Genomic DNA, 19,292 nt, shown 5'->3' with positions numbered 1-19,292 from the left:
GGGCGGGCGCTGAGGTGGCCCTAGCCCTGTCGCGCTTTCCCCGGCTCGTGTTCCGCCATGAAGCGGCGAATCGCCGCCGCGCAGGCTCGTGGTTGCGTCTGCAGAACGAAGTGCGGGCCTCCCAGGCGCACTTGGCGTAGATCGTCGCAGTAATCGGCCAGGCGCTTGGCGGTCTTGGTCGTGACCAGTCGATCCTGCTGTGGCCACAGGTGCAGCGCCGGCAAGGCGAGGGGTTGCTGCGGTGCGTGCAGTGTTGCCAGGCTGGCAAGGCGAGCGCGCACCAGTGACTGATCCAGCCGGCGGATTTCCCCTTGCACAAGCCTGAGCTCTGCGTCGCTGGCCTGGTGGCCGAGACACAGGGTGCGAAGTATCCAGGGGCGTGTCGCCAGTGCCAGAGGTATGGGCAAGTGCCTGAGCAAGGCCAGAGGCGCGAAAGGGCTGGTCAGGAATGAGGCAGCGAAGATAAGGCCGCGCAAGCCTTCTGGGTTTAGCAATGCCAGGCGGTAGGCCAGCGGCCCGGAGAAAGATTCACCCAGCAGCATGAAGGGCATGTGGCCCAGCTCATGGATCAGCCTGTCGGCCAGGCTGTCGTAATCCTGCGGCCCCTGCTCCGGCAGTGGGAGCGCCTGATAGTCGATGTCCTGAAGCTCGTCGAGCAATGGCGTGAAGAGGTGGCTGCTGCCGTTCAGGCCCGGCAGCAGCACCAGGCGCATCAGACTTCCCCAGCCAACTTGCGGTCGTACTGGAAACGCCAGCGGGTGTAGAGCAGCGCGCTGCAGAACAGGCCGAAGCTGATCACCGCTTCCAGCACGCCGAACAGCGCGCGCGCCGGGTCGATGGCGGCGAGTACGCCCTGGATGAAGTAGATGTTGACCACGAAGCAGGCCCAGGCATGAGCGCGCGCGTTGCCCATCAACAAACCTGGGGCGAGCAGAACCAGCGGCAGCAGTTGGATGGCCAATACCACCGAGATGCGCGCGCCATGCAGGTCGGCGAAGACCAGGTTCCACACCAGCACCAGGCTCAGCAAGGCGATGAAGCTGAACAGGCTCAGAGCGCGGCTGAGCTTCAGTCGCGGTTGCAGCCATTCGAGGCTGGGCAATGGTTTTTTCGCTCGGGCCACGATCAGTGCTCCAGTTTGCCGGCGATTTTCGCCAGGCGTTGGCCGAGTGCGCGGCACAGGGCGGTTTCATGTTCGTCCAGTGCGCGTTTCCCGTCGCCGCCAGCATGGTGGCTGGGGCCGTAGGGGGTACCGCCGCCGCGGGTTTCGAGCAGTGCCGATTCGCTGTAGGGCAGGCCGCAGAGCAGCATGCCGTGGTGCAGCAGGGGCAGCATCATCGACAGCAGGGTGGTTTCCTGGCCACCGTGCAGGCTGGCGGTGGAGGTGAACACGCCAGCGGGCTTGCCCACCAGTTCACCGGTCAGCCACAGGTTGCTGGTGCCATCGAGGAAGTATTTCAGCGGCGCAGCCATGTTGCCGAAACGGGTCGGGCTGCCCAGCGCGAGGCCTGAGCAGTTCTTCAGGTCATCCAGGGTGGCGTACATGGCGCCGTCATCCGGCACGCTCGACGCGACGGCCTCGCATTCGCTGGACACCGCAGGCACCGTGCGCAGGCGTGCCTCCAGGCCGGCCATCTCGACGCCACGGGCAATCTGTCTGGCCATCTGCGCGGTAGCGCCGTGGCGACTGTAGTAGAGCACCAGAATATAGGGTGTGCTCATGCCAGCAGCTCCAGCACTTTTTCCGGCGGGCGACCAATCACGGCCTTGTCGCCGGCGATCAGAATCGGGCGTTCGATCAGCTTGGGATGCTTGACCATGGCCTCGATCAGTTGCGCCTCGCTCAAGCTGGCGTCGCCCAGGCCCAGTTCCTTGTACTCGTCTTCACCCGTACGCAGCAGGTCGCGGGCGGCAATGCCCAGCTTACCCAACAGGCTCTTGAGCTCGGCGGTGCTGGGGGGCGTCTCCAGATAGCGCACGACAGCTGGCTGCAGCCCACGGGCTTCGAGCAGTTCCAGGGCCCCGCGGGATTTGGAGCAGCGCGGGTTGTGATAGAGGGTCAGGTCGGTCATGGTGGCTCGCATCCGGCTTGAAGTGGCGGCTATTCTAACCGCCTGATCCATAGATGCACGCAAGCGGCTAATGGGTACCTCTAAAAACTACCTGCGTTGTCATCACTGCGTTAAAAATAAGCTCAAAATGCTCATTTACAGCTCGTAAACTCCGCTTTTTCGCTTGTTTTTGCCTTGTGCTGACGGCCTCGCCTACGTTTTTAGAGGCGCCCTAGTGCGACCTTTTCACGCGGTGCATTGTCTGAACGTTTTTGGGGCTAAGGAGAGGTCATGCGGGGGCGTTTGAAGGACTGGATGGGGTTCTGGTTTAGCCTGTATCAGCGTTTCGTGGAGAACCGTGGCGCCGGCAACGCGGCGGCGCTGACCTACACCACGCTGTTCGCTGTAGTGCCGATGATGACCGTTACCTTCGCCATGCTCTCGGCGATCCCGGCATTCAAAGGTGTGGGCGAGGACATCCAGGGATTCATCTTCCACAATTTCGTGCCGTCCACTGGCGAGACGGTGCAGGAGTATCTGCGCGAGTTCACCACCCAGGCACGACAGCTGACCTGGTTTGGCGTGGGGCTGCTGGCCGTTACCGCGTTCCTCATGCTGGTGACCATCGAGAAGACCTTCAACGTGATCTGGCGGGTGCGTCAGCCACGCCGCGGCATGTCCAGCTTCCTGCTTTACTGGGCGATTCTCAGCCTCGGGCCGCTGCTGCTCGGTGCGGGGTTCGCGGTGAGTACCTACATCGCTTCGCTGTCGCTGATCTCCGGGCCTGATGCGGTAGTCGGCGCCAAGACGCTGCTCTCTTTCGCACCGCTGTTGTCCAGCATTGCGGCGTTCACCTTGCTGTACGCGGCGGTGCCCAACACCCGTGTGCCTTTGCCGCATGCGCTACTTGGCGGGTTGTTCAGCGCCATCCTGTTCGAGGTCGCCAAGGCGTTGTTCGGCCTTTATGTGCGCCTCTTTCCCGGCTATCACCTGATCTATGGCGCCTTCGCCACGGTGCCGTTGTTCCTGGTGTGGATCTATTTGTCCTGGCTGATCGTCTTGCTTGGCGCCGAAATGGTGTATGGCCTGTCGCAGCCCCGCCACTGGCGCCGTGAGCCCATCCCCAAGGCCTTGATTCTGCTGGTTATGCTGCGCCTGTTGCTGAAGCGCCAACAGAAGGGCGAGGCGCTGCACTATGGCGACATGCAACGTGCTGGCTGGCGTTTGCCTGAGGATGAATGGAGTCAGGTGCTGGACTTCCTTGAGCGCGAACACCTGGCCTGCAAAGCCAGTGGCGGGGGCTGGGTGTTGTGCCGGGACCTGCACAATTTCTCCCTGCACCAACTGCTCGAGTGCAGCCCATGGCCGCTGCCGAGTCTGTCGCAGTTGCCGGCGCAACTCGACGAGCCCTGGTACCCGGCATTGCGCGAGGCGCTTGAGCGTTTGCAGGTCGAGAGAGAGGAGCAGTTCGGGGCCAGCCTTGCCGAATGGCTGCCGGGCAAGCGATGAGTGCGTGATCGTCAAGCCAGGTCTCGAATGCCGGATGTGCTCTGATAGAGCTGATTGGTAATCGGAGTGACAAAAAACGTCATTTTACGGCGCTGACATTCTGCGAGGTGGCCTTGGTCGGCAACCTGGCGTCAGAGAATTCGCTACATATGGACTGGCACGCTTCTGGCAATGACAGGAACGATTGCTATCGAACTGCCAGCAGGGCAGGGATCGCTAAGGAATGAAGCAGTAATGACGGGCGATAAACGAGTGATTCACCTTCATCGGCGAGACCCGCAGGAAGCGCTGGCGCGGCTCAACCGCATCACCGGTTTGCGATTCGCGCGCTGGCCGGAATCGTTGCTCGACCATGTCGCTCCCGAGAACGTGCCGCAACCTGCCGATGAGACGACTCAGCCGCCTTCGCCTTGCCCAGGCGTCTCCTCGGGCTGAAACCAGAAAACGCGACACTGCTCGGGGGTTCGATTTTCCGCGTCCGCTTCAGGCCATTGCCTGGCGATTCTCGCTGTTGGCCAGCTCGACGGCCTGAACGAAGAATTCCTCGACTACCAGACTTTGCGCCGGGACTGCCGAGCGCAGTCGTACCTGCATGTCTTCGATCTTCTGCCGTACGGGCATGCGGGCGATGCCCGAGAGCAGGATCTTGCCGTGTGCGTTGACCTTGCCGTGGTCGACATTGACTTCGCGGCGCTTGTCGCCGTCGCGATAACTGACCAGTAGCGATACCGGCAGATTGGCCAGCCCCGGCAGCTGTAACCAGGCGGCTACATTGTATTCGGCTACGCGTCCTTCGTAGGGAGTGACCAACAGGCGAGCGGCGTCGACGATGCGCGAAGGCACGGAGCCGATCAGCTTGTCTTGCGCTTGGGACATGGTGGAGTTCCGGGCTGGGTGAGACTTCAGTGCCAGGAATTATAAGCAGCCCCCAGCCAGCGAAACTGTGCGCTCGGCAGACAGCGGGCGTGACTGGGGTCGCAGTTTCGCCCAGTCGAAGCTCGTCTGCCCTAGCGCACTGCGGATATCAGGCCAGGCGTAGCGGGTGACGAGTGACCGAGGGCGTCTCCAGATTGCTCTCGGGCAGCGGCAGAATCGCCTGGTTGTGCACGCTGACCAGTTGCAGCCAGAGATTCTCGCCGTTGCTGAACTGGCCTTTGGGTAGCCACAGGCCATGGTGCCAGCCATTGCCCGGCGCCGGGGTGCTTTGCAGTACGCCCGGATGGGTTTGCGCGTTTGGCGCGCGCCGCAGCCAGACCGGGCGTGGCAGGCCCTTGAGATAGCGCAGGCCCAGGTGCAGACCCTCGCTGCCGAGATGACGCCAGCACACCAGGGCGAGCGTCGGCGTGCTATTGGTCAACAGCAGTACCAATTGTCCGACTTGCAGCAGACTTCCTTCGTTGGTATTGCACAGCAGCCTTGCGCCGCCGGGGCTGGCGTCGAGAATCTGGGCTTCGGTACGTTGCGGCAGTTTGTCCAGCAACTGCGCGTGAATCGCCGACAGGCCGACGACAAGGTCGCACTGTCCCGCGAATTCGGCGCGCTCGTGGCGACGTTGCTGGCGGCCCAGCCAGTGCTGACGTACGCGTTCGAGGAGCTGGCGCTCCTGCGGGCTCTGGAGGGGAGCGGGCTCATGCAGGGCGATCAGCAGGGCGCCGAGCTCGAAGCGCCGCAGATTGGCCGGTTCGCCTTTGATGTTCTGATCTAACGTCAGGCAGGCCTGGGATTCGCTGAGATCGACCACGGGGCCTGCGCTGTCGTCTTCTTCATCCCAGGCCTGCAATCGTGCCAGGTCGGCGAGTGGCGCAAGGGCGCTGAACAGGGTCATGCATTCGCCTTCGGCGAGATGGAAGGGGTTGCTCAGGGCCAGGAGCAGCATCTGCTGGTAGAGGCCTCGCAGCGTGCTTGCCGGCTTCGGTTGGAAGGCCGCTGCGACGGGTTCGTCCAGGCATTGCTGGTGTTCGCCGATCCAGTAAAGCAGATGGCTGTCGCGCCAAAGAGTTGCCGGAGGCTCCTGATACAGCTGGTAATGACGCAGCAACTGCTGCGCGAGAAAATGCTGGGCCATGTACAGGCACCAGGCCAGGTGCGGAAGCGACGGCTGGCGGCCCTGGAGAATCTGCAGCAGCAGCCGCTTGAAGCCGATCGCCAGTTCGCCGCACAGGCGCACGAACAAGGTGCAGGGGACATGGGTGTGATTCACCAGCGCGGCGTAGTGGCGATACTCGTCACTGAAGTTTTGCAGCGCTCGCTGTCTTTCCAGTAAGGTCAGGCCACTGCGATTGAGCGTGAACAACAGGCCGAGTACTTGCTGCAGGCCGTTGTCGAGCTCCAGATGGCGTGCGCTGGCTAGCCGTTCGACGATTTCCGCCGGCGATACACTGCTGTCCTCGCGGATGTCCGGTACTTCCAGGCGCAGGGCATCCAGCGTCATATCAACCCCGAGTGGACGAGGATCGAATACATGGGCTTACGGCTCCGGATTGTCGGCAAGGCTGTCTTGGGTATCTGCGCCGCCTTATTGCTGGCGGCATGTGCCGAGGATTTCGGCCCTGATCAGCATGGACGAAAGGTAACGGCTGACAGCCTGGATGGCCAGTGGCTAGTCATTAATTATTGGGCTGAGTGGTGCGCGCCTTGTCGTACTGAAATTCCCGAGCTAAACGCCCTGGAAGAAGAGCTGCAGAAACACTCGGCTCGGGTGATCGGGGTGAACTTCGACGCATTGCAGGGCGAGGATCTCAAGCGGGCTGCGGATAGCTTCAAGATCCGTTTCACTGTTCTCGCGCAAGACCCTGCGGCGCGTTTCGGGCTGCCGCACAACGACGTGCTGCCGGTGACCTACATCGTCGATGACAAGGGCCGTATGCGTGAACGCCTGGTCGGCGAGCAGACCGCCACTGGCGTGCTCGCCCACTTGCAGCGCCTGCGCGGCGAATAGAGGTGTGTAGGGGGCGCCGTGCGCACCACGGCCTGCTCGGTACGTACTACTTGGGTGGCCCCGCAATCTCTAAGCGTCGCTGATGCTTACCAGCCCGGCACCCCGCTCATGTTGGGCAGGTGGTGGGCGATGCCCTTGTGGCAGTCGATGCAAGTGGCTTCGCCACTGGCCAGTGCGCTGGAGTGCATCTGCCGGGCTCGCTGGCTCTGCTTGGTGAAGTCCATGTAGTCGAAGTTGTGGCAGTTGCGGCATTCCAGCGAGTCGTTGGCCTTGAGCCGAGCCCATTCATGCTCGGCCAGCTCGCGGCGTTTCTCGAGGAATTTCTCGCGTGTGTTGATGGTGCCGAAGATCTTGCCCCAGACCTCCTTCGAGGCCTGCATCTTGCGCGCGATCTTGTCCGTCCACTGATGCGGTACATGACAGTCAGGGCAGGTGGCGCGTACCCCGGAACGATTGCTGTAGTGGATGGTGTCCTGCAACTCGACGAACACGTTGTCGCGCATTTCGTGGCAGGAAATACAAAATTGCTCGGTGTTGGTCGCTTCCAGTGCGGTATTGAAGCCGCCCCAGAAGATGATCCCGGCGATGAATCCGCCCAGGCTGAGAAAGCCCAGGCTGTAATGCACGCTCGGTCGACGCAGGATGCCCCAGTAATCCTTGAGCAGGGTCAGTAGTGACTTCATGGGGCCACCTCAGGGCTTCGCCGCGCCGGCGGCTTCGTCTTCGAGCAGGTGATCGATGTTGCGAAAATCATTGCCTATCAGCGGCTTCACCTCCTGCTGGGTCACGTGGCACTGGGTGCAGAAGTAGCGCCGTGGAGATACCGCGGCCAGCGCCTGGCCGTCACGATCCATGTAGTGCGTGATGCTGATCATCGGCGCCTGGCTGCGTGCGCTGCCGGCACGGCTGTGGCAGCTCAGGCACTTGTTGCCGTTGGCGTCGACCTGATAGCCGCGAATGCTGTGCGGGATGGTCGGCGGCTGTTCCGGGTAATTGCGTTCGCGCTTGATGTCCTTGTTCTCTTCATTACCGAGCACGGGGGCCGGGAATTCCTGAGTGATGGTGCCGCCGGGGCGACGACCATCTGGCGCAGGGGCATCGAGGGGGTAGTTCAATTCGCTGGCAACGGCCATACCGAAGGCACAGACGAGCAGCAGGGGCAGAAAACGCAGGCTCATGACAGTGCTCCTCAGGCCAGGCTGATCAGTTCGATCTTCACCGCACATTTCTTGTAGTCGGTCTGTTTGGAGATCGGGTCGGTGGCGTCCAGCGTGACCTTGTTGATCAGTTTGTTGGCATCGAAGAACGGCACGAAAACCAGGCCGCGCGGTGGCTTGTTACGGCCGCGGGTCTCGATGCGTGCACGCATTTCGCCGCGCCGGCTGATCACCTTGACCTCGCTGCCGCGCCGGGCCTTGAGTGCCTTGGCATCTTCCGGATGCATGTACACCAGTGCGTCGGGCACTGCACGGTGCAACTCCTCGACGCGTTGGGTCATGCTGCCGGTGTGCCAGTGCTCCAGCACTCGGCCGGTGCTGAGCCAGAAGGGATAATCGTCGTCAGGTGCTTCGGCTGCCGGTTCGTAGGGCAAGGCGAAGATCAGCGCACGTTTGTCCGGGTAACCGTAGAACTGTACGCCGCTGCCTTTTTCCACGTAAGGATCGAGGCCTTCGCGATAGCGCCAGCGCGTCTCCTGTCCATCCACTACCGGCCAGCGCAGACCGCGGGCAGAGTGGTAGCTGTCGAAGGGAGCCAGATCGTGGGCATGGCCACGGCCGAACTGGGCGTATTCCTCGAACAGGCCTTTCTGCAGATAAAAGCCGAAGGCCTTTGCTTCGTCGTTGGAGTAGCCGGCCTCGATCTGCTCGACGGGAAACTGGTCGACCTGGCCGTTGGTGAACAGCACCTGATAGAGCGTCTTGCCCTTGTGCTGGGGCGACTTGGCCAGCAGTTCGGCAGGCCAGACTTCATCGGTGGTGAAGCGCTTGGAGAATTCCACCAGTTGCCACAGGTCGGACTTGGCCTCGCCTGGGGCATGCACCAGTTGGTGCCAGAACTGCGTGCGGCGCTCGGCGTTGCCGTAGGCACCTTCCTTTTCCACCCACATGGCGCTGGGCAGGATCAGGTCGGCAGCCTGGGCGGAAACCGTCGGGTAAACGTCGGAGACGATGACGAATGCTCCCGGGTTGCGCCAGCCCGGCAGAACCTCCTGCATGATGTTGGGGCCAGCCTGCATGTTGTTGCTGACCTGGGTCCAGTAGACCTTGAGCACGCCGTCCTTGAGCTTGCGGCTCTGCTCCACGGCATGGAAACCGGGTTTTTCCTGAATGGTGCCGGCCGGCAGTTTCCAGATTTTCTCGGCAGTGGCCCGGTGTTTTGGGTTGGTCACCACCATGTCGGCTGGCAGACGATGGGAGAAGGTGCCGACTTCGCGCGCGGTGCCGCAGGCCGATGGTTGGCCGGTCAGCGAGAAAGGGCTGTTGCCCGGCTCGCTGATCTTGCCAGTCAGCAAATGGATGTTGTAGATCAGGTTGTTGGCCCACACACCGCGGGTGTGCTGGTTGAAACCCATGGTCCAGAACGACACCACCTTGCGTTTCGGGTCGGCGTACAACTCGGCCAGCGACTTGAGGCGCTCGGCTGGCACGCCGCTTTCCTTGGCGGTGCGCTCCAGGGTGTAGGGTTTGACGAAGGCCGCGAAGTCCTCGAACGACATGTCGCTCCAGGTATTGGCCTTGCTGGCGTTCTTGGCCTGCATTTCCAGCGGGTTGTCGGCGCGCAGGCCGTAACCGATGTCGTCGGTGCCCTTGGCGAACTTGGTGTGCTTGCTGACGAATGCCTTGTTCACCGCGCCGGTTTCAATGATGTGGTTGGCGATGTAGTTGAGGATCAGCAGATCGGTCTGCGGTTTGAACACCATGGGAATGTCGGCCAGATCGAAGCTGCGGTGCTCGAAGGTGGACAGCACCGCGACCTTGGTATTCGGCTGGCTGAGGCGGCGGTCGGTGACCCGGCTCCAGAGAATCGGATGCATCTCGGCCATGTTCGAGCCCCACAGCACGAAAGCGTCGGCGGCTTCGATGTCGTCGTAGCAACCCATCGGCTCGTCCATGCCGAAAGTGCGCATGAATCCCATCACGGCAGAGGCCATGCAGTGGCGTGCATTGGGGTCGATGTTGTTGGAGCGAAAACCGGCCTTCATCAGTTTGTTGGCGGCGTAGCCTTCCCACACTGTCCACTGGCCGGAGCCGAACATGCCGACAGCCTCGGGGCCGTGCTCACGCAATGCCTCCTTGGTCTTCTGCTCCATGATGTCGAAGGCCTGTTCCCAACTCACCGGCTGGAACTCGCCCTGCTTGTCGTACACGCCGTTCTTCATGCGCAACAGGGGTTGGTTGAGGCGGTCGACGCCATACATGATCTTCGACAGGAAGTAGCCCTTGACGCAGTTCAGGCCGCGATTGACCTCTGCCTTGACGTCGCCGTGGGTCGCCACCACGCGGTTGTCGCGGGTCGCCACCATCACGCTGCAGCCGGTACCGCAGAAACGGCAGGGCGCCTTGTTCCAGTCCAGGCGGGTCATGTCCGCTTCGGTGATCAGGTTGCTGGCGGCACTGATGAAGGGCAAACCGGCGGCGGCTGCGGCGATGGCAGCGGCGTTGGCTTTGGCAAAGTCACGGCGGGAAAGCTTCACTCTGATTCTCCCTCTAGGGTGAGGAGTTCGTGGTAGACCAACGCAGTGTTGAGAACGCCCGGCAGGCTGTTGATCTGATCGATTCTTTCGAGGATGTGGCGCTCATGCTGGGTTTCCAGGACCACCACCAGCTTGCCTTGAGGGCTCTCCTGGTGAAGTTCCAGGCCATCGAGCTGGCGCAGATTGGTTTTGACTGCGTCGAGCAGTTCAGGGCGGATGTGGATCAGCAGGCTGGCTATATGCACGGTTTCTTCGGCCATCTTGCGTGGCTCCATTGTTTTATGTGGGCGTCAGTGGGGCGGGCCGGGGGGACCCAAAAGCATCTGCATGAACCAGATGAAAAATCCGTAGCCACCCACCAGGGCGATCGAGAGAAGGGGAAAGAGGCAGACGACGAGGAAAACGAACAGGCGGGTTTCCTTGCCTTTCGACGCGCGGCGTTCAGGCGTGTTGTCCATGCGCTTGGCTCCGTTTCATTCAACGTTCAGGCTAGACCTTAGTTTTATTAAGGGCAAAGCGTGTTGAGCTGGGTCAGGGTTGGGTTACTTCAATGATGGTGTGGCGCGAGATCGACAGATCGATAGCGTGCTAATATTTGTGCCGTTACCTGCACCATGTCCCGTGAGTTCCGTTCCTGATGTCCGCTTCCCATCTCACCCGCGGCAGTGCCGCCTATCGGCGTGCCACTCTGGCGCTGTTCTGCGCCGGTTTCGCTACCTTTGCCATGCTCTATTGCGTGCAGCCACTGCTGCCGCTGCTGGCGGCGCATTTTCGCGTTTCCGCGGCCAGTAGCAGCCTGGCGCTATCTTTGACGACCCTGAGCCTGGCGCTGTGCCTGCTGGTATCCGGCGCGCTGGCGGAGAGTTGGGGGCGCAAGCCGGTGATGGCGGCGGCGCTGGGGCTGGCGGCGATGCTGGGTATCGCCTGCGCATTGGTGGAGGAGTGGGGCAGTTTGCTGATTCTGCGGGCGCTGCTCGGGCTGGCGTTGAGTGGGCTACCGGCATTGGCCATGGCCTACGTGGGCGAGGAGTTCGATCCCGAAGCGTTGCCGGCAGCCATGGGGCTGTATATCGGCGGCACGGCGCTGGGCGGCTTGCTCGGTCGTCTGCTGGCGGGCCTGCTCAGCGATCTTGGCGGATGGCCATGGGCCTTGGGAGGGATCGCCGGACTCGGTCTGCTGGCGCTTGGGCTGTTTCTCTGGCTGTTGCCGCCGTCACGCCATTTCACTGCTCAACCGCTGTCGCTGCGCGGGTTACTGCGCAATTTCGTTCTGCACTTGGGTAACCCGCATTTGCGGGTGTTGTTCGCCCTGGCTTTCCTGTTGATGGGCGGCTTCGTTGCCTTGTTCAACTATGTGGGGTTTCGCCTGGCCGCCGAGCCTTTCAATCTCTCGGCCACGGTGATCGGTCTGCTGTTCACCGTTTACCTGCTGGGCATCTTCAGTGCGGGTTGGGCCGGGCGCCTGGTACCGCGCTTCGGCGCGCGGCAGGTTCTGCATGGCGGCATAGGCCTGATGTTGCTGGGGGTGGCGCTTTGTGCCACTCCTTGGTTGAGTTCGGCGGTGGTCGGGCTGGCACTGTTCACTCTGGGTTTCTTCGCCGCGCATGCGGTCGCCAGCGGTCAGGTCGGGGCTCACGCGCAGGGGGCCAAGGCACAGGCTTCGGCGCTTTATCTGTGCGCTTATTACCTGGGTTCCAGCCTGGTTGGCTATGTCGGTGGGTATGTCTGGGAGCATGTCGGTTGGTGGGCATTGCTCGCCGTCCTGGCGTCATTGTTCATGCTCGCTGCGGCTTTGGTGCGGCGTTTGTAGCTGTTTGCCGCTCGTTCAGTGCAGGTTCAAGGAGGGTTCAGCGGCGATTCAGTACTCTTCCTGCAGACTCGTTGTCGAGTTGATCACAACCGAAACGAGAGGAACGATTCGATGAAAGCCACCCTGAACCGTATTGCATTCGCTACCTGCCTGGCCCTCGGCGCTACTGCTGCTCAGGCCAATGACAACTTCGTCGGCCTGACCTGGGGCCAGACCGACAACAACATCCAGAAGTCCAATGCGCTGAATGCCAACCTGGGCAATCCCAAGCTGGACAAGGTAATCAATGGCACCGGTACCTGGGGCGTGCGTGCGGGCCAGAAGACTGCTGATGGGCGTTATTACGCGACCTACGAGCACGTTTCCGACAGTAATAATGGCTACAAGCTGCGCCAGCAGAACCTGCTTGGCAGCTATGACATGTTCGTACCGCTCGGTGACAACAACACCAAGCTGTTCGGTGGTGTGACTGCGGGCCTGGTCAAGCTGGAACAGAACAGCCGTGGTTTCTCGCGTGACAGCAACGTTGGCTACGCGGCAGGCCTGCAGGCCGGTATCCTGCAGGAACTGAACAGCAACACGTCGATCGAAGCCGGCTATCGTTATCTGCGTACCAATGCCAGCACAGAAATGGCGCCGCATGGCGAGGGCAAGGCCGGGTCGCTGGATCTGCACAGCACCTCGCAGCTCTACCTTGGTGCCAACTTCGCCTTCTGACGGAGGCTTCGTTTCACCTGGCCGGGCATCAGTCCGTGTGAAAACGTAGTGAGCGAAGGTCAGGCAAGGCGCAACGACCAGCGGGAGTAACAACCCAAGGTTGGCCCGAAGGGTAAGCGCCAGCGAGTCAAAACCGGCGAAGAGGGCGCAGTTTACGAGTTGTAAATGAGCACTCTGAGCCGGTTTTTAACGCAGCATGGCCGAGCGCAGTAGTTTTCACGCCGACTGATTTGCTCGGCCTTCGTACAACTGAGAGAAGGGGGAGTGTCATGAAATTGTTGGTGGTGGAGGATGAGGCGCTGCTGCGTCACCATCTGTTCACTCGCCTCAGTGAGAACGGGCATGTGGTGGACGCTGTGCGAACCGCCGAAGAGGCGCTGTATCGGGCCGAGTCGTTCAATCATGACCTGGCTCTGGTCGACCTCGGTCTGCCGGGCATGAGCGGCATCGATCTGATCCGTGAGCTGCGTAGCCAGGACAAGAACTTCCCGATCCTGATTCTCACCGCGCGGGGCAACTGGCAGGACAAGGTCGAAGGGCTTTCCTGCGGTGCTGACGATTACGTGGTCAAGCCGTTCCAGTTCGAGGAACTGGAGGCGCGCCTGAATGCCTTGTTGCGGCGATCTTCCGGGTTCACCAAGTCGACCATCGAGGCCGGCAATCTGGTGCTCGATCTCAATCGCAAACAGGCGACCGTCGATGAGCAGTCGCTGCAGCTCACTGCATACGAATACCGAATTCTCGAATACCTCATGCTCCATCACCAGCAGGTGGTGGCCAAGGAGCGGCTGATGGAGCAGCTCTATCCGGGTGATGATGAGCGTGACCCCAATGTCATCGAGGTGCTGGTCGGCCGCCTGCGGCGCAAACTGGAGACCGTACTGAACGACAAGCCGATCGAAACCGTGCGTGGCCAGGGCTACATATTCAACGAGCGCTGCAAGTGAGGCGAGCGCGCGCCGTTCTGCGCAAGCTGCGGATTCGCCTCGGTTCGCTGCGTCTACGCCTGATGCTGGCCAGCGCAGCGCTGGCGATGCTGTTCATGTTGTTGCTGATGCCGGTGCTGCAGGGCGTGTTTCTCATGGCCCTGGAGCAGACGGTGGAAAAGCGCCTGGCCTCCGATGCTGCTGCCCTGATTTCGGCCGCGCGCATTCATGATGGCCAGCTGCATATGCCGGACAAGATGCCGGACGAGGAATTCGACAACCTCGACTCGCACTTGCTGGGTTTTATCTTCGATCGCGAGGGCAAGCTGATCTGGCGCTCGCGCTCCTCCATCGATGAGTTGGTGCGCTACCTGCCGCGCTACGATGGCCGCGGCCACGAGTTCGTGCGCATCCGTGACGAGAATGGCCAGGAGTATTTCGTCTACGACATCGAGGTCGATCTGGTGCGCGGCGACAAGACGGCCTTGAGCATCGTCACCATGCAGCCGACCCGCGAATACCAGACGCTGTTCGACGGTTTTGCCTGGCAATTGCGCCTGTGGCTGGGGATCGCGCTGCTGGTTCTGCTCGGCCTGCTCTGGTTCGGACTGACCTGGGGGTTTCGCAGCCTGCGAGGGCTCAGCGACGAGCTCGATGGTGTGGAGGCGGGAACCCGCCAGCGCCTCAGTGATGATCACCCGCGCGAGCTGCTGCGCCTGACCAATTCGTTGAACCGCCTGCTCGACAGTGAACGTCGTCAGCGCGAGCGTTATCGCGATTCTCTGGAGGACCTCGCCCATAGCCTGAAGACGCCGCTCAGCGTGCTGCAGGGCATGGGGGAAACCCTGGCGGTGCAACCGGAGAACCGGGAGCAGGCGCAGCTGATGCAGGCGCAGATCGAGCGCATGAGCCAGCAGGTCGGCTATCAGCTGCAGCGTGCCAGCCTGCGTCGTAGCGGCCTGGTGCGCCACCGTGAACGGGTGTGGCCGCTGCTCGATGGCCTGTGTCGCTCGCTGGACAAGGTCTACCGCGACAAGCGCGTGGAAGCGACGCTGGATGTACCCGAGCATAGCCAGATCACCATGGAGCGCGGCGCGCTGATGGAACTGCTCGGTAACCTGCTGGAGAACGCCTACCGGCTATGTCTGCATCGTGTGCACATTCGCCTGGAGCCGCTGGCCGGTGGCTGCCTGATCACCATCGAGGACGATGGGCCTGGTGTGCCGCCGGATCAACGTGCGCGCGTGCTGCAGCGCGGCGAACGCCTGGATGCGCAGAATCCGGGGCAGGGTATCGGCCTGGCGGTGGTCGAGGACATCGTCGAGAGCTACGACGGTGAGCTGAGCCTGGAAGAGTCGGAGTTGGGCGGGGCGTGTTTCCGGGTGCGTTTGTACGATTGAGGCTGTAGGGCGCGCCGCGCGCACCGCTGTTTTCCACGGTGCGCATGGCGCAGCCTACCTTTGCCTTGTCGTCGTGCTCAGAGCTGCGTCGCGAAACGCTCCACGGCCTTGACCACGCGCTGCGCGCCATCTTGGATTTCTTCGATGACCTGACCGGCCTGGGCGGACAGTTCCAGGCCAAGTTCGGCCTGGCTCTTGCCGCGGTCGATGATCTCCACGGCGCGTTCGGCGAGTTGCTGGTTCTGCTCGACCACACTGGTGATTTCCACGGTAGCGGCGCTGGTGCGCGAGGCCAGTTGGCGAACTTCGTCGGCGACCACGGCGAAGCCGCGGCCCTGCTCGCCGGCGCGCGCCGCCTCGATGGCCGCATTGAGTGCCAGCAGGTTGGTCTGTTCGGCAATGCTGCTGATGTTCTTGACGATGGAGCCGATCAGTTGGGACTGCTTGTCCAGCGCTTCGATGCCTTGCGCGGCTTCCTGCATGCGGTTGGCCAGTTCATGCATGGCGTTGAGCATCTGCTGCACCACGGCGGCGCCATTTCGCGCGCTGCTATCGGTGCCTTTAGAGGTGTCGAAGGCGATACCAGCCGCTTCGGCCACTTCCGCCTCACGCATGACCTGATCGGTGATCACGGTGGCGAACTTGACCACCTTGTACAGCCGGTTGTTGGCATCGGTAATGGGGTTGTAGGAGGCTTCCAGCCAGACATCGCGACCGAGGCTGTCCACGCGCTTGAAGCGGTCGACGACGAATTCGCCACGGCGCAGCTTGTCCCAGAACGCTTTGTATTGCGGTGACTTGGCCTCAGCCGGATCGCAGAAGATGTTGTGATGCTTGCCTTGAACTTGCGCCAGGGTGTAGCCCATCGCGTCGAGGAAGGGCTTGTTGGCGGTAAGCACCACGCCATCGAGGTTGAACTCGATCACGGCGGTGGAACGCTGCAATGCCTTGATCAGGTTCTCGTGCTCGCGCGAGGACTCGATGGTACGAGTCAGGTCGCTGGCAAACAGCGAGAACTGCTTGATTCGTCCCTGGCTGTCGCGAATAGGTTGCAGGATCGAGCGCAACCACGCCTCTTCACCATTGCCACGCTTGAGGCGAATGACGCCAGCCAGGTGCTCGCCACGTTCCAGGGCATGGCGGACACGGTGATGGAAGTCCAGATTGCGCACGTGATCGGGAATCATCTCCAGCAGGTTCCGGCCGTGCAGTTGTTCGGCACGGTAGAGCATTTCCTGCTCGAAGTTGCGGTTGACCGATTCGATGCGACCCTGTGGATCCAGATACAGGGCGAGCATTTCCTCGTTCAGGCTGGAACGTACCTGTTCGATGGACGCCAGTTCTTCACGCAGGGCTTGCAGCTCTTGTTTCAGGCGGGTGGCGAACATCGCTGGGATTCTCTGGATTGGGCTGGGAGTTATGTCGGCCTTGCCTGGCGATTGTTTAAGACAAAATCCATTGAATGTCCGGGTGATTGTTGCGATTTATGGCAGCTTCGCCAGGGCCTTTCTCAGCCTTCCTGGGCTCGATAGGCGCCTGGCGTCAGTCCTGTCCATTTCTTGAAGGCGCGGTGGAAAGCCGAAGGTTCGGAGAAACCGAGTTGCTCGGCGATGTCCTGGATCGCCAGTTCATCTCGGCCCAGGTGATAGATGGCCAAGTCGCGCCGCAGATGATCCTTGAGCTCCTGGAAGCTGGTGCCTTCTTCGCGCAAATGGCGACGCAGCGTTTGTGGGCTGGTGTGCAGGTGTTGGGCGACGTGTTCCAGGTCGGCCCAGGTGCGACAGTCCCGGCCCAGCAGGCGGCGGATCTGGCTGGTCAGGCTGTCGCCGCCATCTGGGCGTGCCAGCAGATCGGCGGGGGAATGTTGGAGAAACTGCTTGAGCGTACGTTCGTCCTGCAGCAGTGGCATGCTCAGGTAGCGGGCATGGAACAGCAGGCTGGTCTGTCCGGCGGAGAACCGCCGGCTACTGGGGAACAGCAGTTCGTACTCGGCGGCGTGCTCCGGTTCGGGGTAGGCGAAGGTGGCCTCTTCCAGGCGAATGCGCTGGCCGATCAGCCAACTGCCGAGGCGGTGCCAGATCACCAGCAGGCTTTCCACCAGGAAGTGATCCGGATCCCACAGGGTGCTGTCGTCGACGCTCAGCCGCGCCCAGTCGCCTTCACGCTGCAGGCGGATCACCGGTGCGTCCGGGAACAGGCCGTAGAACAGCGCGCCGCGGCTCAGCGCCTTTTCCAGGCTGCGGCAGTGGATGATGGCGTGCCCCATCATGGCGAAGGTGCCGCGTCGGCTCGGCTGGCGCCCGAAGCCCAGGTACTCGTCATCCAGTGCTTCCCAGAGCAACTGCATCAGCCGAGCGAACTGCTCGGGGGCAATGCGTGCGCGGGGTTCCTGAAGGATCGCCGGCTGGATGCCGGCGCCGCGCAGAATGCCCTCGCAGGCCAGGTTCTGGCGCTGGGCGCCGCGCAGAGCGGCGCGGACGAAATGGCTGGCGATGGTGCGTTCGCGCATGGGCAGGCCCGTCGAGGTGGTCGCCGATGGTAGCCAGAGCAGCCTGCACCCAACAAGTCACCTGCATGACCCGTGTGCGGATGGATATCCGCCAGGCCCTGGCATCTGGTCGTGCGGAAAACCGCCACAGATGAAATTATTGCTTGGCTATCTAAATATATAAATTATTGTTTTTATTGGTTTTTTTATATTTTTTCGGAGTGGCATGCGGCTTGCGATAAGGCGAGCAAGGCTGCGGTTCACGCGCCTCGACAATAAACCCCTCCAGATGGAGGGAACATGCTTACAAAAGGGCTACGCAGTATCGGAAGGATGCACTGCGTGGTCACTGAGGAACTGCCATGACGACCGACGTTATCCGTCAACCGTTCTACAAAATGCTCTACGTACAGGTTCTGGTCGCAATCACCATCGGCATCCTGCTCGGCCACTTCTACCCGGAAACCGGTGTAGCGCTGAAGCCGCTCGGCGATGGTTTCGTCAAGCTGATCAAGATGGTCATTGCCCCGATCATCTTCTGCACCGTGGTCAGCGGCATCGCGGGCATGCAGGACATGAAAGCGGTTGGTAAAACCGGTGGTTATGCACTGCTGTACTTCGAAATCGTGTCCACCATCGCCCTGATCATCGGTCTGATCGTGGTCAACGTGGTGCAGCCAGGCGCTGGCATGCATATCGATCCGAGCACCCTGGACGCCAGCAAGATCGCAGCCTATGCCCAGGCAGGCGAGGCGCAGAGCACCATCGGCTTCCTGCTCAACGTGATCCCGTCCACTGTGGTCGGCGCCTTCGCCAATGGCGACATCCTGCAGGTGCTGTTCTTCTCGGTACTGTTCGCCTTCGCCCTGCAGCGCATGGGTGATTTCGGCAAGCCGGTGCTGGAGTTCATCGACCGCATCGCTCACGTGATGTTCGGCATCATCAACATGATCATGAAGCTGGCGCCCATCGGTGCCTTCGGTGCCATGGCCTTCACCATCGGTCAGTACGGTGTCGGCTCGCTGGTGCAGCTCGGTCAGTTGATGATCTGCTTCTACATCACCTGCGTGTTCTTCGTGCTGGTGGTGCTCGGCGGTATCGCCCGTGCCCACGGTTTCAGCGTCGTGCGCCTGATCCGTTACATCCGTGAAGAGCTGATGATCGTGCTCGGCACCTCGTCGTCCGAATCGGCACTGCCGCGCATGCTGACCAAGATGGAGAAGCTGGGCGCGAAGAAATCCGTGGTCGGCCTGGTGATCCCCACCGGTTACTCCTTCAACCTCGACGGTACGTCCATCTACCTGACCATGGCTGCGGTATTCATCGCCCAGGCCACCGATACGCCGATGGACATCGGCCACCAGATCACCCTGCTGCTGGTGCTGCTGGTCGCTTCCAAAGGTGCTGCAGGCGTGACCGGTAGCGGTTTCATCGTTCTTGCCGCGACCTTGTCTGCCGTTGGCCATCTGCCGGTTGCCGGCCTGGCGCTGATCCTCGGTATCGACCGCTTCATGTCCGAAGCCCGTGCGCTGACCAACCTGATCGGTAACGGCGTGGCCACCATCGTGGTTGCCAAGTGGTGCAAGGAGCTGGACGAAGACACCCTGCAGCGCGAGCTGGCATCCGGTGGCAAGCCTGAGGTTGCCGCTGCTCCGGCCAATCGCGAACTGGTCTGACGTACTGCTCCTGCCACGCACAGGAGTCACCTTCGGCCCGCCTTCATGGCGGGCTTTTTTTGGCCCGGCGTTACGTGACCGAA

20 protein-coding genes are annotated in these 19,292 nt (G+C 61.7%); 7 read left to right on the top strand and 13 right to left on the bottom strand.

Features of this window, described 5'->3' with window-relative positions:
* Window positions 1–20: 20 nt before the first annotated feature.
* The 4 genes from C7A17_RS01230 to arsC are packed head-to-tail and all read right to left on the bottom strand — an operon-like array spanning window position 21 to window position 2,072.
* Window positions 21–713: an alpha/beta fold hydrolase gene (locus C7A17_RS01230; RefSeq protein ID WP_106736294.1), complete on the bottom strand. Its 693-nt coding sequence runs from the start codon at window positions 711–713 to the stop codon at window positions 21–23.
* Complete coding sequence (locus tag C7A17_RS01225) at window positions 713–1,123, bottom strand: DUF2069 domain-containing protein (RefSeq protein WP_106736293.1); 411 nt, start codon at window positions 1,121–1,123, stop codon at window positions 713–715. The genes C7A17_RS01230 and C7A17_RS01225 overlap by 1 nt, the downstream gene beginning before the upstream one ends.
* A gap of 2 nt (window positions 1,124–1,125) precedes the next feature.
* Window positions 1,126–1,722 (bottom strand): NAD(P)H:quinone oxidoreductase, encoded by a 597-nt coding sequence (gene wrbA / locus C7A17_RS01220; protein WP_106736292.1) that lies wholly within the window; start codon window positions 1,720–1,722, stop codon window positions 1,126–1,128.
* Window positions 1,719–2,072: an arsenate reductase (glutaredoxin) gene (arsC, locus tag C7A17_RS01215; RefSeq protein ID WP_106742666.1), complete on the bottom strand. Its 354-nt coding sequence runs from the start codon at window positions 2,070–2,072 to the stop codon at window positions 1,719–1,721. The genes wrbA and arsC overlap by 4 nt, the downstream gene beginning before the upstream one ends.
* 270 nt (window positions 2,073–2,342) lie before the next feature.
* On the opposite strand from arsC, the gene C7A17_RS01205 reads away from it, so the two are divergent.
* Window positions 2,343–3,560: a YihY family inner membrane protein gene (locus C7A17_RS01205; RefSeq protein ID WP_106736291.1), complete on the top strand. Its 1,218-nt coding sequence runs from the start codon at window positions 2,343–2,345 to the stop codon at window positions 3,558–3,560.
* A gap of 483 nt (window positions 3,561–4,043) precedes the next feature.
* Here C7A17_RS01205 and C7A17_RS01195 read toward each other — a convergent pair whose 3' ends face one another.
* Window positions 4,044–4,436 carry a hypothetical protein gene (locus tag C7A17_RS01195; protein WP_106736289.1) on the bottom strand — a complete coding sequence of 131 codons (393 nt, stop codon included), beginning with the start codon at window positions 4,434–4,436 and terminating at the stop codon, window positions 4,044–4,046.
* A 148-nt stretch (window positions 4,437–4,584) separates the two neighbouring features.
* On the bottom strand, window positions 4,585–5,991 hold the full coding sequence (locus C7A17_RS01190; protein WP_106736288.1) for a pilus assembly protein PilZ: 1,407 nt from the start codon (window positions 5,989–5,991) through the stop codon (window positions 4,585–4,587).
* A 30-nt stretch (window positions 5,992–6,021) separates the two neighbouring features.
* Here C7A17_RS01190 and C7A17_RS01185 point away from each other — a divergent pair, with 30 nt between their 5' ends.
* Entirely contained in the window at window positions 6,022–6,498 is a 477-nt protein-coding gene (locus C7A17_RS01185) for a TlpA disulfide reductase family protein (protein WP_234035866.1), read from the top strand.
* Between the two features lie 86 nt (window positions 6,499–6,584).
* On the opposite strand, the gene C7A17_RS01180 is transcribed toward C7A17_RS01185, so the two are convergent.
* From C7A17_RS01180 to C7A17_RS01160, 5 genes are read right to left on the bottom strand one after another with little or no spacing between them, the layout of a single operon-like run.
* Window positions 6,585–7,181, bottom strand: coding sequence for a cytochrome c3 family protein (locus C7A17_RS01180; RefSeq protein WP_106736287.1), 597 nt, complete (start codon window positions 7,179–7,181; stop codon window positions 6,585–6,587).
* Between the two features lie 9 nt (window positions 7,182–7,190).
* Window positions 7,191–7,676 (bottom strand): nitrate reductase cytochrome c-type subunit, encoded by a 486-nt coding sequence (locus tag C7A17_RS01175; protein ID WP_106736286.1) that lies wholly within the window; start codon window positions 7,674–7,676, stop codon window positions 7,191–7,193.
* An 11-nt stretch (window positions 7,677–7,687) separates the two neighbouring features.
* Window positions 7,688–10,192 (bottom strand): nitrate reductase catalytic subunit NapA, encoded by a 2,505-nt coding sequence (gene napA, locus C7A17_RS01170; protein ID WP_106736285.1) that lies wholly within the window; start codon window positions 10,190–10,192, stop codon window positions 7,688–7,690.
* Window positions 10,189–10,452 carry a chaperone NapD gene (locus C7A17_RS01165; protein ID WP_106736284.1) on the bottom strand — a complete coding sequence of 88 codons (264 nt, stop codon included), beginning with the start codon at window positions 10,450–10,452 and terminating at the stop codon, window positions 10,189–10,191. The genes napA and C7A17_RS01165 overlap by 4 nt, the downstream gene beginning before the upstream one ends.
* A 30-nt stretch (window positions 10,453–10,482) precedes the next feature.
* Window positions 10,483–10,650, bottom strand: a complete 168-nt coding sequence (locus C7A17_RS01160) for a periplasmic nitrate reductase, NapE protein (protein WP_106736283.1) — start codon at window positions 10,648–10,650, stop codon at window positions 10,483–10,485.
* 179 nt (window positions 10,651–10,829) lie between these two features.
* Between C7A17_RS01160 and C7A17_RS01155 the strand changes: the two genes are divergently transcribed.
* The 4 genes from C7A17_RS01155 to C7A17_RS01140 all read left to right on the top strand — a co-directional run bounded on the left by C7A17_RS01155 (window position 10,830) and on the right by C7A17_RS01140 (window position 15,045).
* A complete protein-coding gene (locus C7A17_RS01155; RefSeq protein WP_106736282.1) occupies window positions 10,830–12,002 on the top strand; it encodes an MFS transporter in 1,173 nt (390 codons plus the stop codon).
* A gap of 111 nt (window positions 12,003–12,113) precedes the next feature.
* The gene (locus tag C7A17_RS01150) at window positions 12,114–12,719 is read left to right on the top strand and encodes an outer membrane beta-barrel protein (RefSeq protein WP_106736281.1); all 606 of its coding nucleotides are present in this window, start codon (window positions 12,114–12,116) and stop codon (window positions 12,717–12,719) included.
* 269 nt (window positions 12,720–12,988) lie between these two features.
* Window positions 12,989–13,666 (top strand): response regulator transcription factor, encoded by a 678-nt coding sequence (locus C7A17_RS01145; protein WP_106736280.1) that lies wholly within the window; start codon window positions 12,989–12,991, stop codon window positions 13,664–13,666.
* Complete coding sequence (locus tag C7A17_RS01140; protein WP_106736279.1) at window positions 13,663–15,045, top strand: ATP-binding protein; 1,383 nt, start codon at window positions 13,663–13,665, stop codon at window positions 15,043–15,045. The genes C7A17_RS01145 and C7A17_RS01140 overlap by 4 nt, the downstream gene beginning before the upstream one ends.
* 77 nt (window positions 15,046–15,122) lie before the next feature.
* On the opposite strand, the gene C7A17_RS01135 is transcribed toward C7A17_RS01140, so the two are convergent.
* Both C7A17_RS01135 and C7A17_RS01130 read right to left on the bottom strand, forming a co-directional pair.
* Window positions 15,123–16,433: a methyl-accepting chemotaxis protein gene (locus C7A17_RS01135; protein WP_106736278.1), complete on the bottom strand. Its 1,311-nt coding sequence runs from the start codon at window positions 16,431–16,433 to the stop codon at window positions 15,123–15,125.
* A 122-nt stretch (window positions 16,434–16,555) separates the two neighbouring features.
* On the bottom strand, window positions 16,556–17,554 hold the full coding sequence (locus C7A17_RS01130) for an AraC family transcriptional regulator (RefSeq protein ID WP_106736277.1): 999 nt from the start codon (window positions 17,552–17,554) through the stop codon (window positions 16,556–16,558).
* Window positions 17,555–17,895: 341 nt separating this feature from the next.
* Here C7A17_RS01130 and C7A17_RS01125 point away from each other — a divergent pair, with 341 nt between their 5' ends.
* A complete protein-coding gene (locus tag C7A17_RS01125) occupies window positions 17,896–19,209 on the top strand; it encodes a dicarboxylate/amino acid:cation symporter (RefSeq protein ID WP_106736276.1) in 1,314 nt (437 codons plus the stop codon).
* Window positions 19,210–19,292 lie beyond the last annotated feature (83 nt).

It is taken from the genome of Pseudomonas mendocina (genome assembly GCF_003008615.1).
In the GTDB taxonomy this organism is placed as follows: domain Bacteria; phylum Pseudomonadota; class Gammaproteobacteria; order Pseudomonadales; family Pseudomonadaceae; genus Aquipseudomonas; species Aquipseudomonas mendocina_C.
Note: the sequence above shows the minus strand (reverse complement) of the source record. Positions and strands in the feature narration are given on the sequence as shown.

Excerpts from the sequence above, each read along its gene's own strand:
- C7A17_RS01150 (WP_106736281.1), top strand. The coding sequence starts at position 12,114 with ATGAAAGCCACCCTGAACCGTATTGCATTCGCTACCTGCCTGGCCCTC.
- C7A17_RS01155 (WP_106736282.1), top strand. The coding sequence starts at position 10,830 with ATGTCCGCTTCCCATCTCACCCGCGGCAGTGCCGCCTATCGGCGTGCC.
- C7A17_RS01180 (WP_106736287.1), bottom strand. The coding sequence starts at position 7,181 with ATGAAGTCACTACTGACCCTGCTCAAGGATTACTGGGGCATCCTGCGT.
- C7A17_RS01205 (WP_106736291.1), top strand. The coding sequence starts at position 2,343 with ATGCGGGGGCGTTTGAAGGACTGGATGGGGTTCTGGTTTAGCCTGTAT.
- C7A17_RS01125 (WP_106736276.1), top strand. The coding sequence starts at position 17,896 with ATGACGACCGACGTTATCCGTCAACCGTTCTACAAAATGCTCTACGTA.
- C7A17_RS01195 (WP_106736289.1), bottom strand. The coding sequence starts at position 4,436 with ATGTCCCAAGCGCAAGACAAGCTGATCGGCTCCGTGCCTTCGCGCATC.
- C7A17_RS01175 (WP_106736286.1), bottom strand. The coding sequence starts at position 7,676 with ATGAGCCTGCGTTTTCTGCCCCTGCTGCTCGTCTGTGCCTTCGGTATG.
- C7A17_RS01185 (WP_234035866.1), top strand. The coding sequence starts at position 6,022 with ATGGGCTTACGGCTCCGGATTGTCGGCAAGGCTGTCTTGGGTATCTGC.
- C7A17_RS01230 (WP_106736294.1), bottom strand. The coding sequence starts at position 713 with ATGCGCCTGGTGCTGCTGCCGGGCCTGAACGGCAGCAGCCACCTCTTC.
- C7A17_RS01130 (WP_106736277.1), bottom strand. The coding sequence starts at position 17,554 with ATGCGCGAACGCACCATCGCCAGCCATTTCGTCCGCGCCGCTCTGCGC.
- C7A17_RS01165 (WP_106736284.1), bottom strand. The coding sequence starts at position 10,452 with ATGGCCGAAGAAACCGTGCATATAGCCAGCCTGCTGATCCACATCCGC.
- wrbA (WP_106736292.1), bottom strand. The coding sequence starts at position 1,722 with ATGAGCACACCCTATATTCTGGTGCTCTACTACAGTCGCCACGGCGCT.
- C7A17_RS01145 (WP_106736280.1), top strand. The coding sequence starts at position 12,989 with ATGAAATTGTTGGTGGTGGAGGATGAGGCGCTGCTGCGTCACCATCTG.
- C7A17_RS01190 (WP_106736288.1), bottom strand. The coding sequence starts at position 5,991 with ATGACGCTGGATGCCCTGCGCCTGGAAGTACCGGACATCCGCGAGGAC.
- C7A17_RS01135 (WP_106736278.1), bottom strand. The coding sequence starts at position 16,433 with ATGTTCGCCACCCGCCTGAAACAAGAGCTGCAAGCCCTGCGTGAAGAA.
- C7A17_RS01160 (WP_106736283.1), bottom strand. The coding sequence starts at position 10,650 with ATGGACAACACGCCTGAACGCCGCGCGTCGAAAGGCAAGGAAACCCGC.
- arsC (WP_106742666.1), bottom strand. The coding sequence starts at position 2,072 with ATGACCGACCTGACCCTCTATCACAACCCGCGCTGCTCCAAATCCCGC.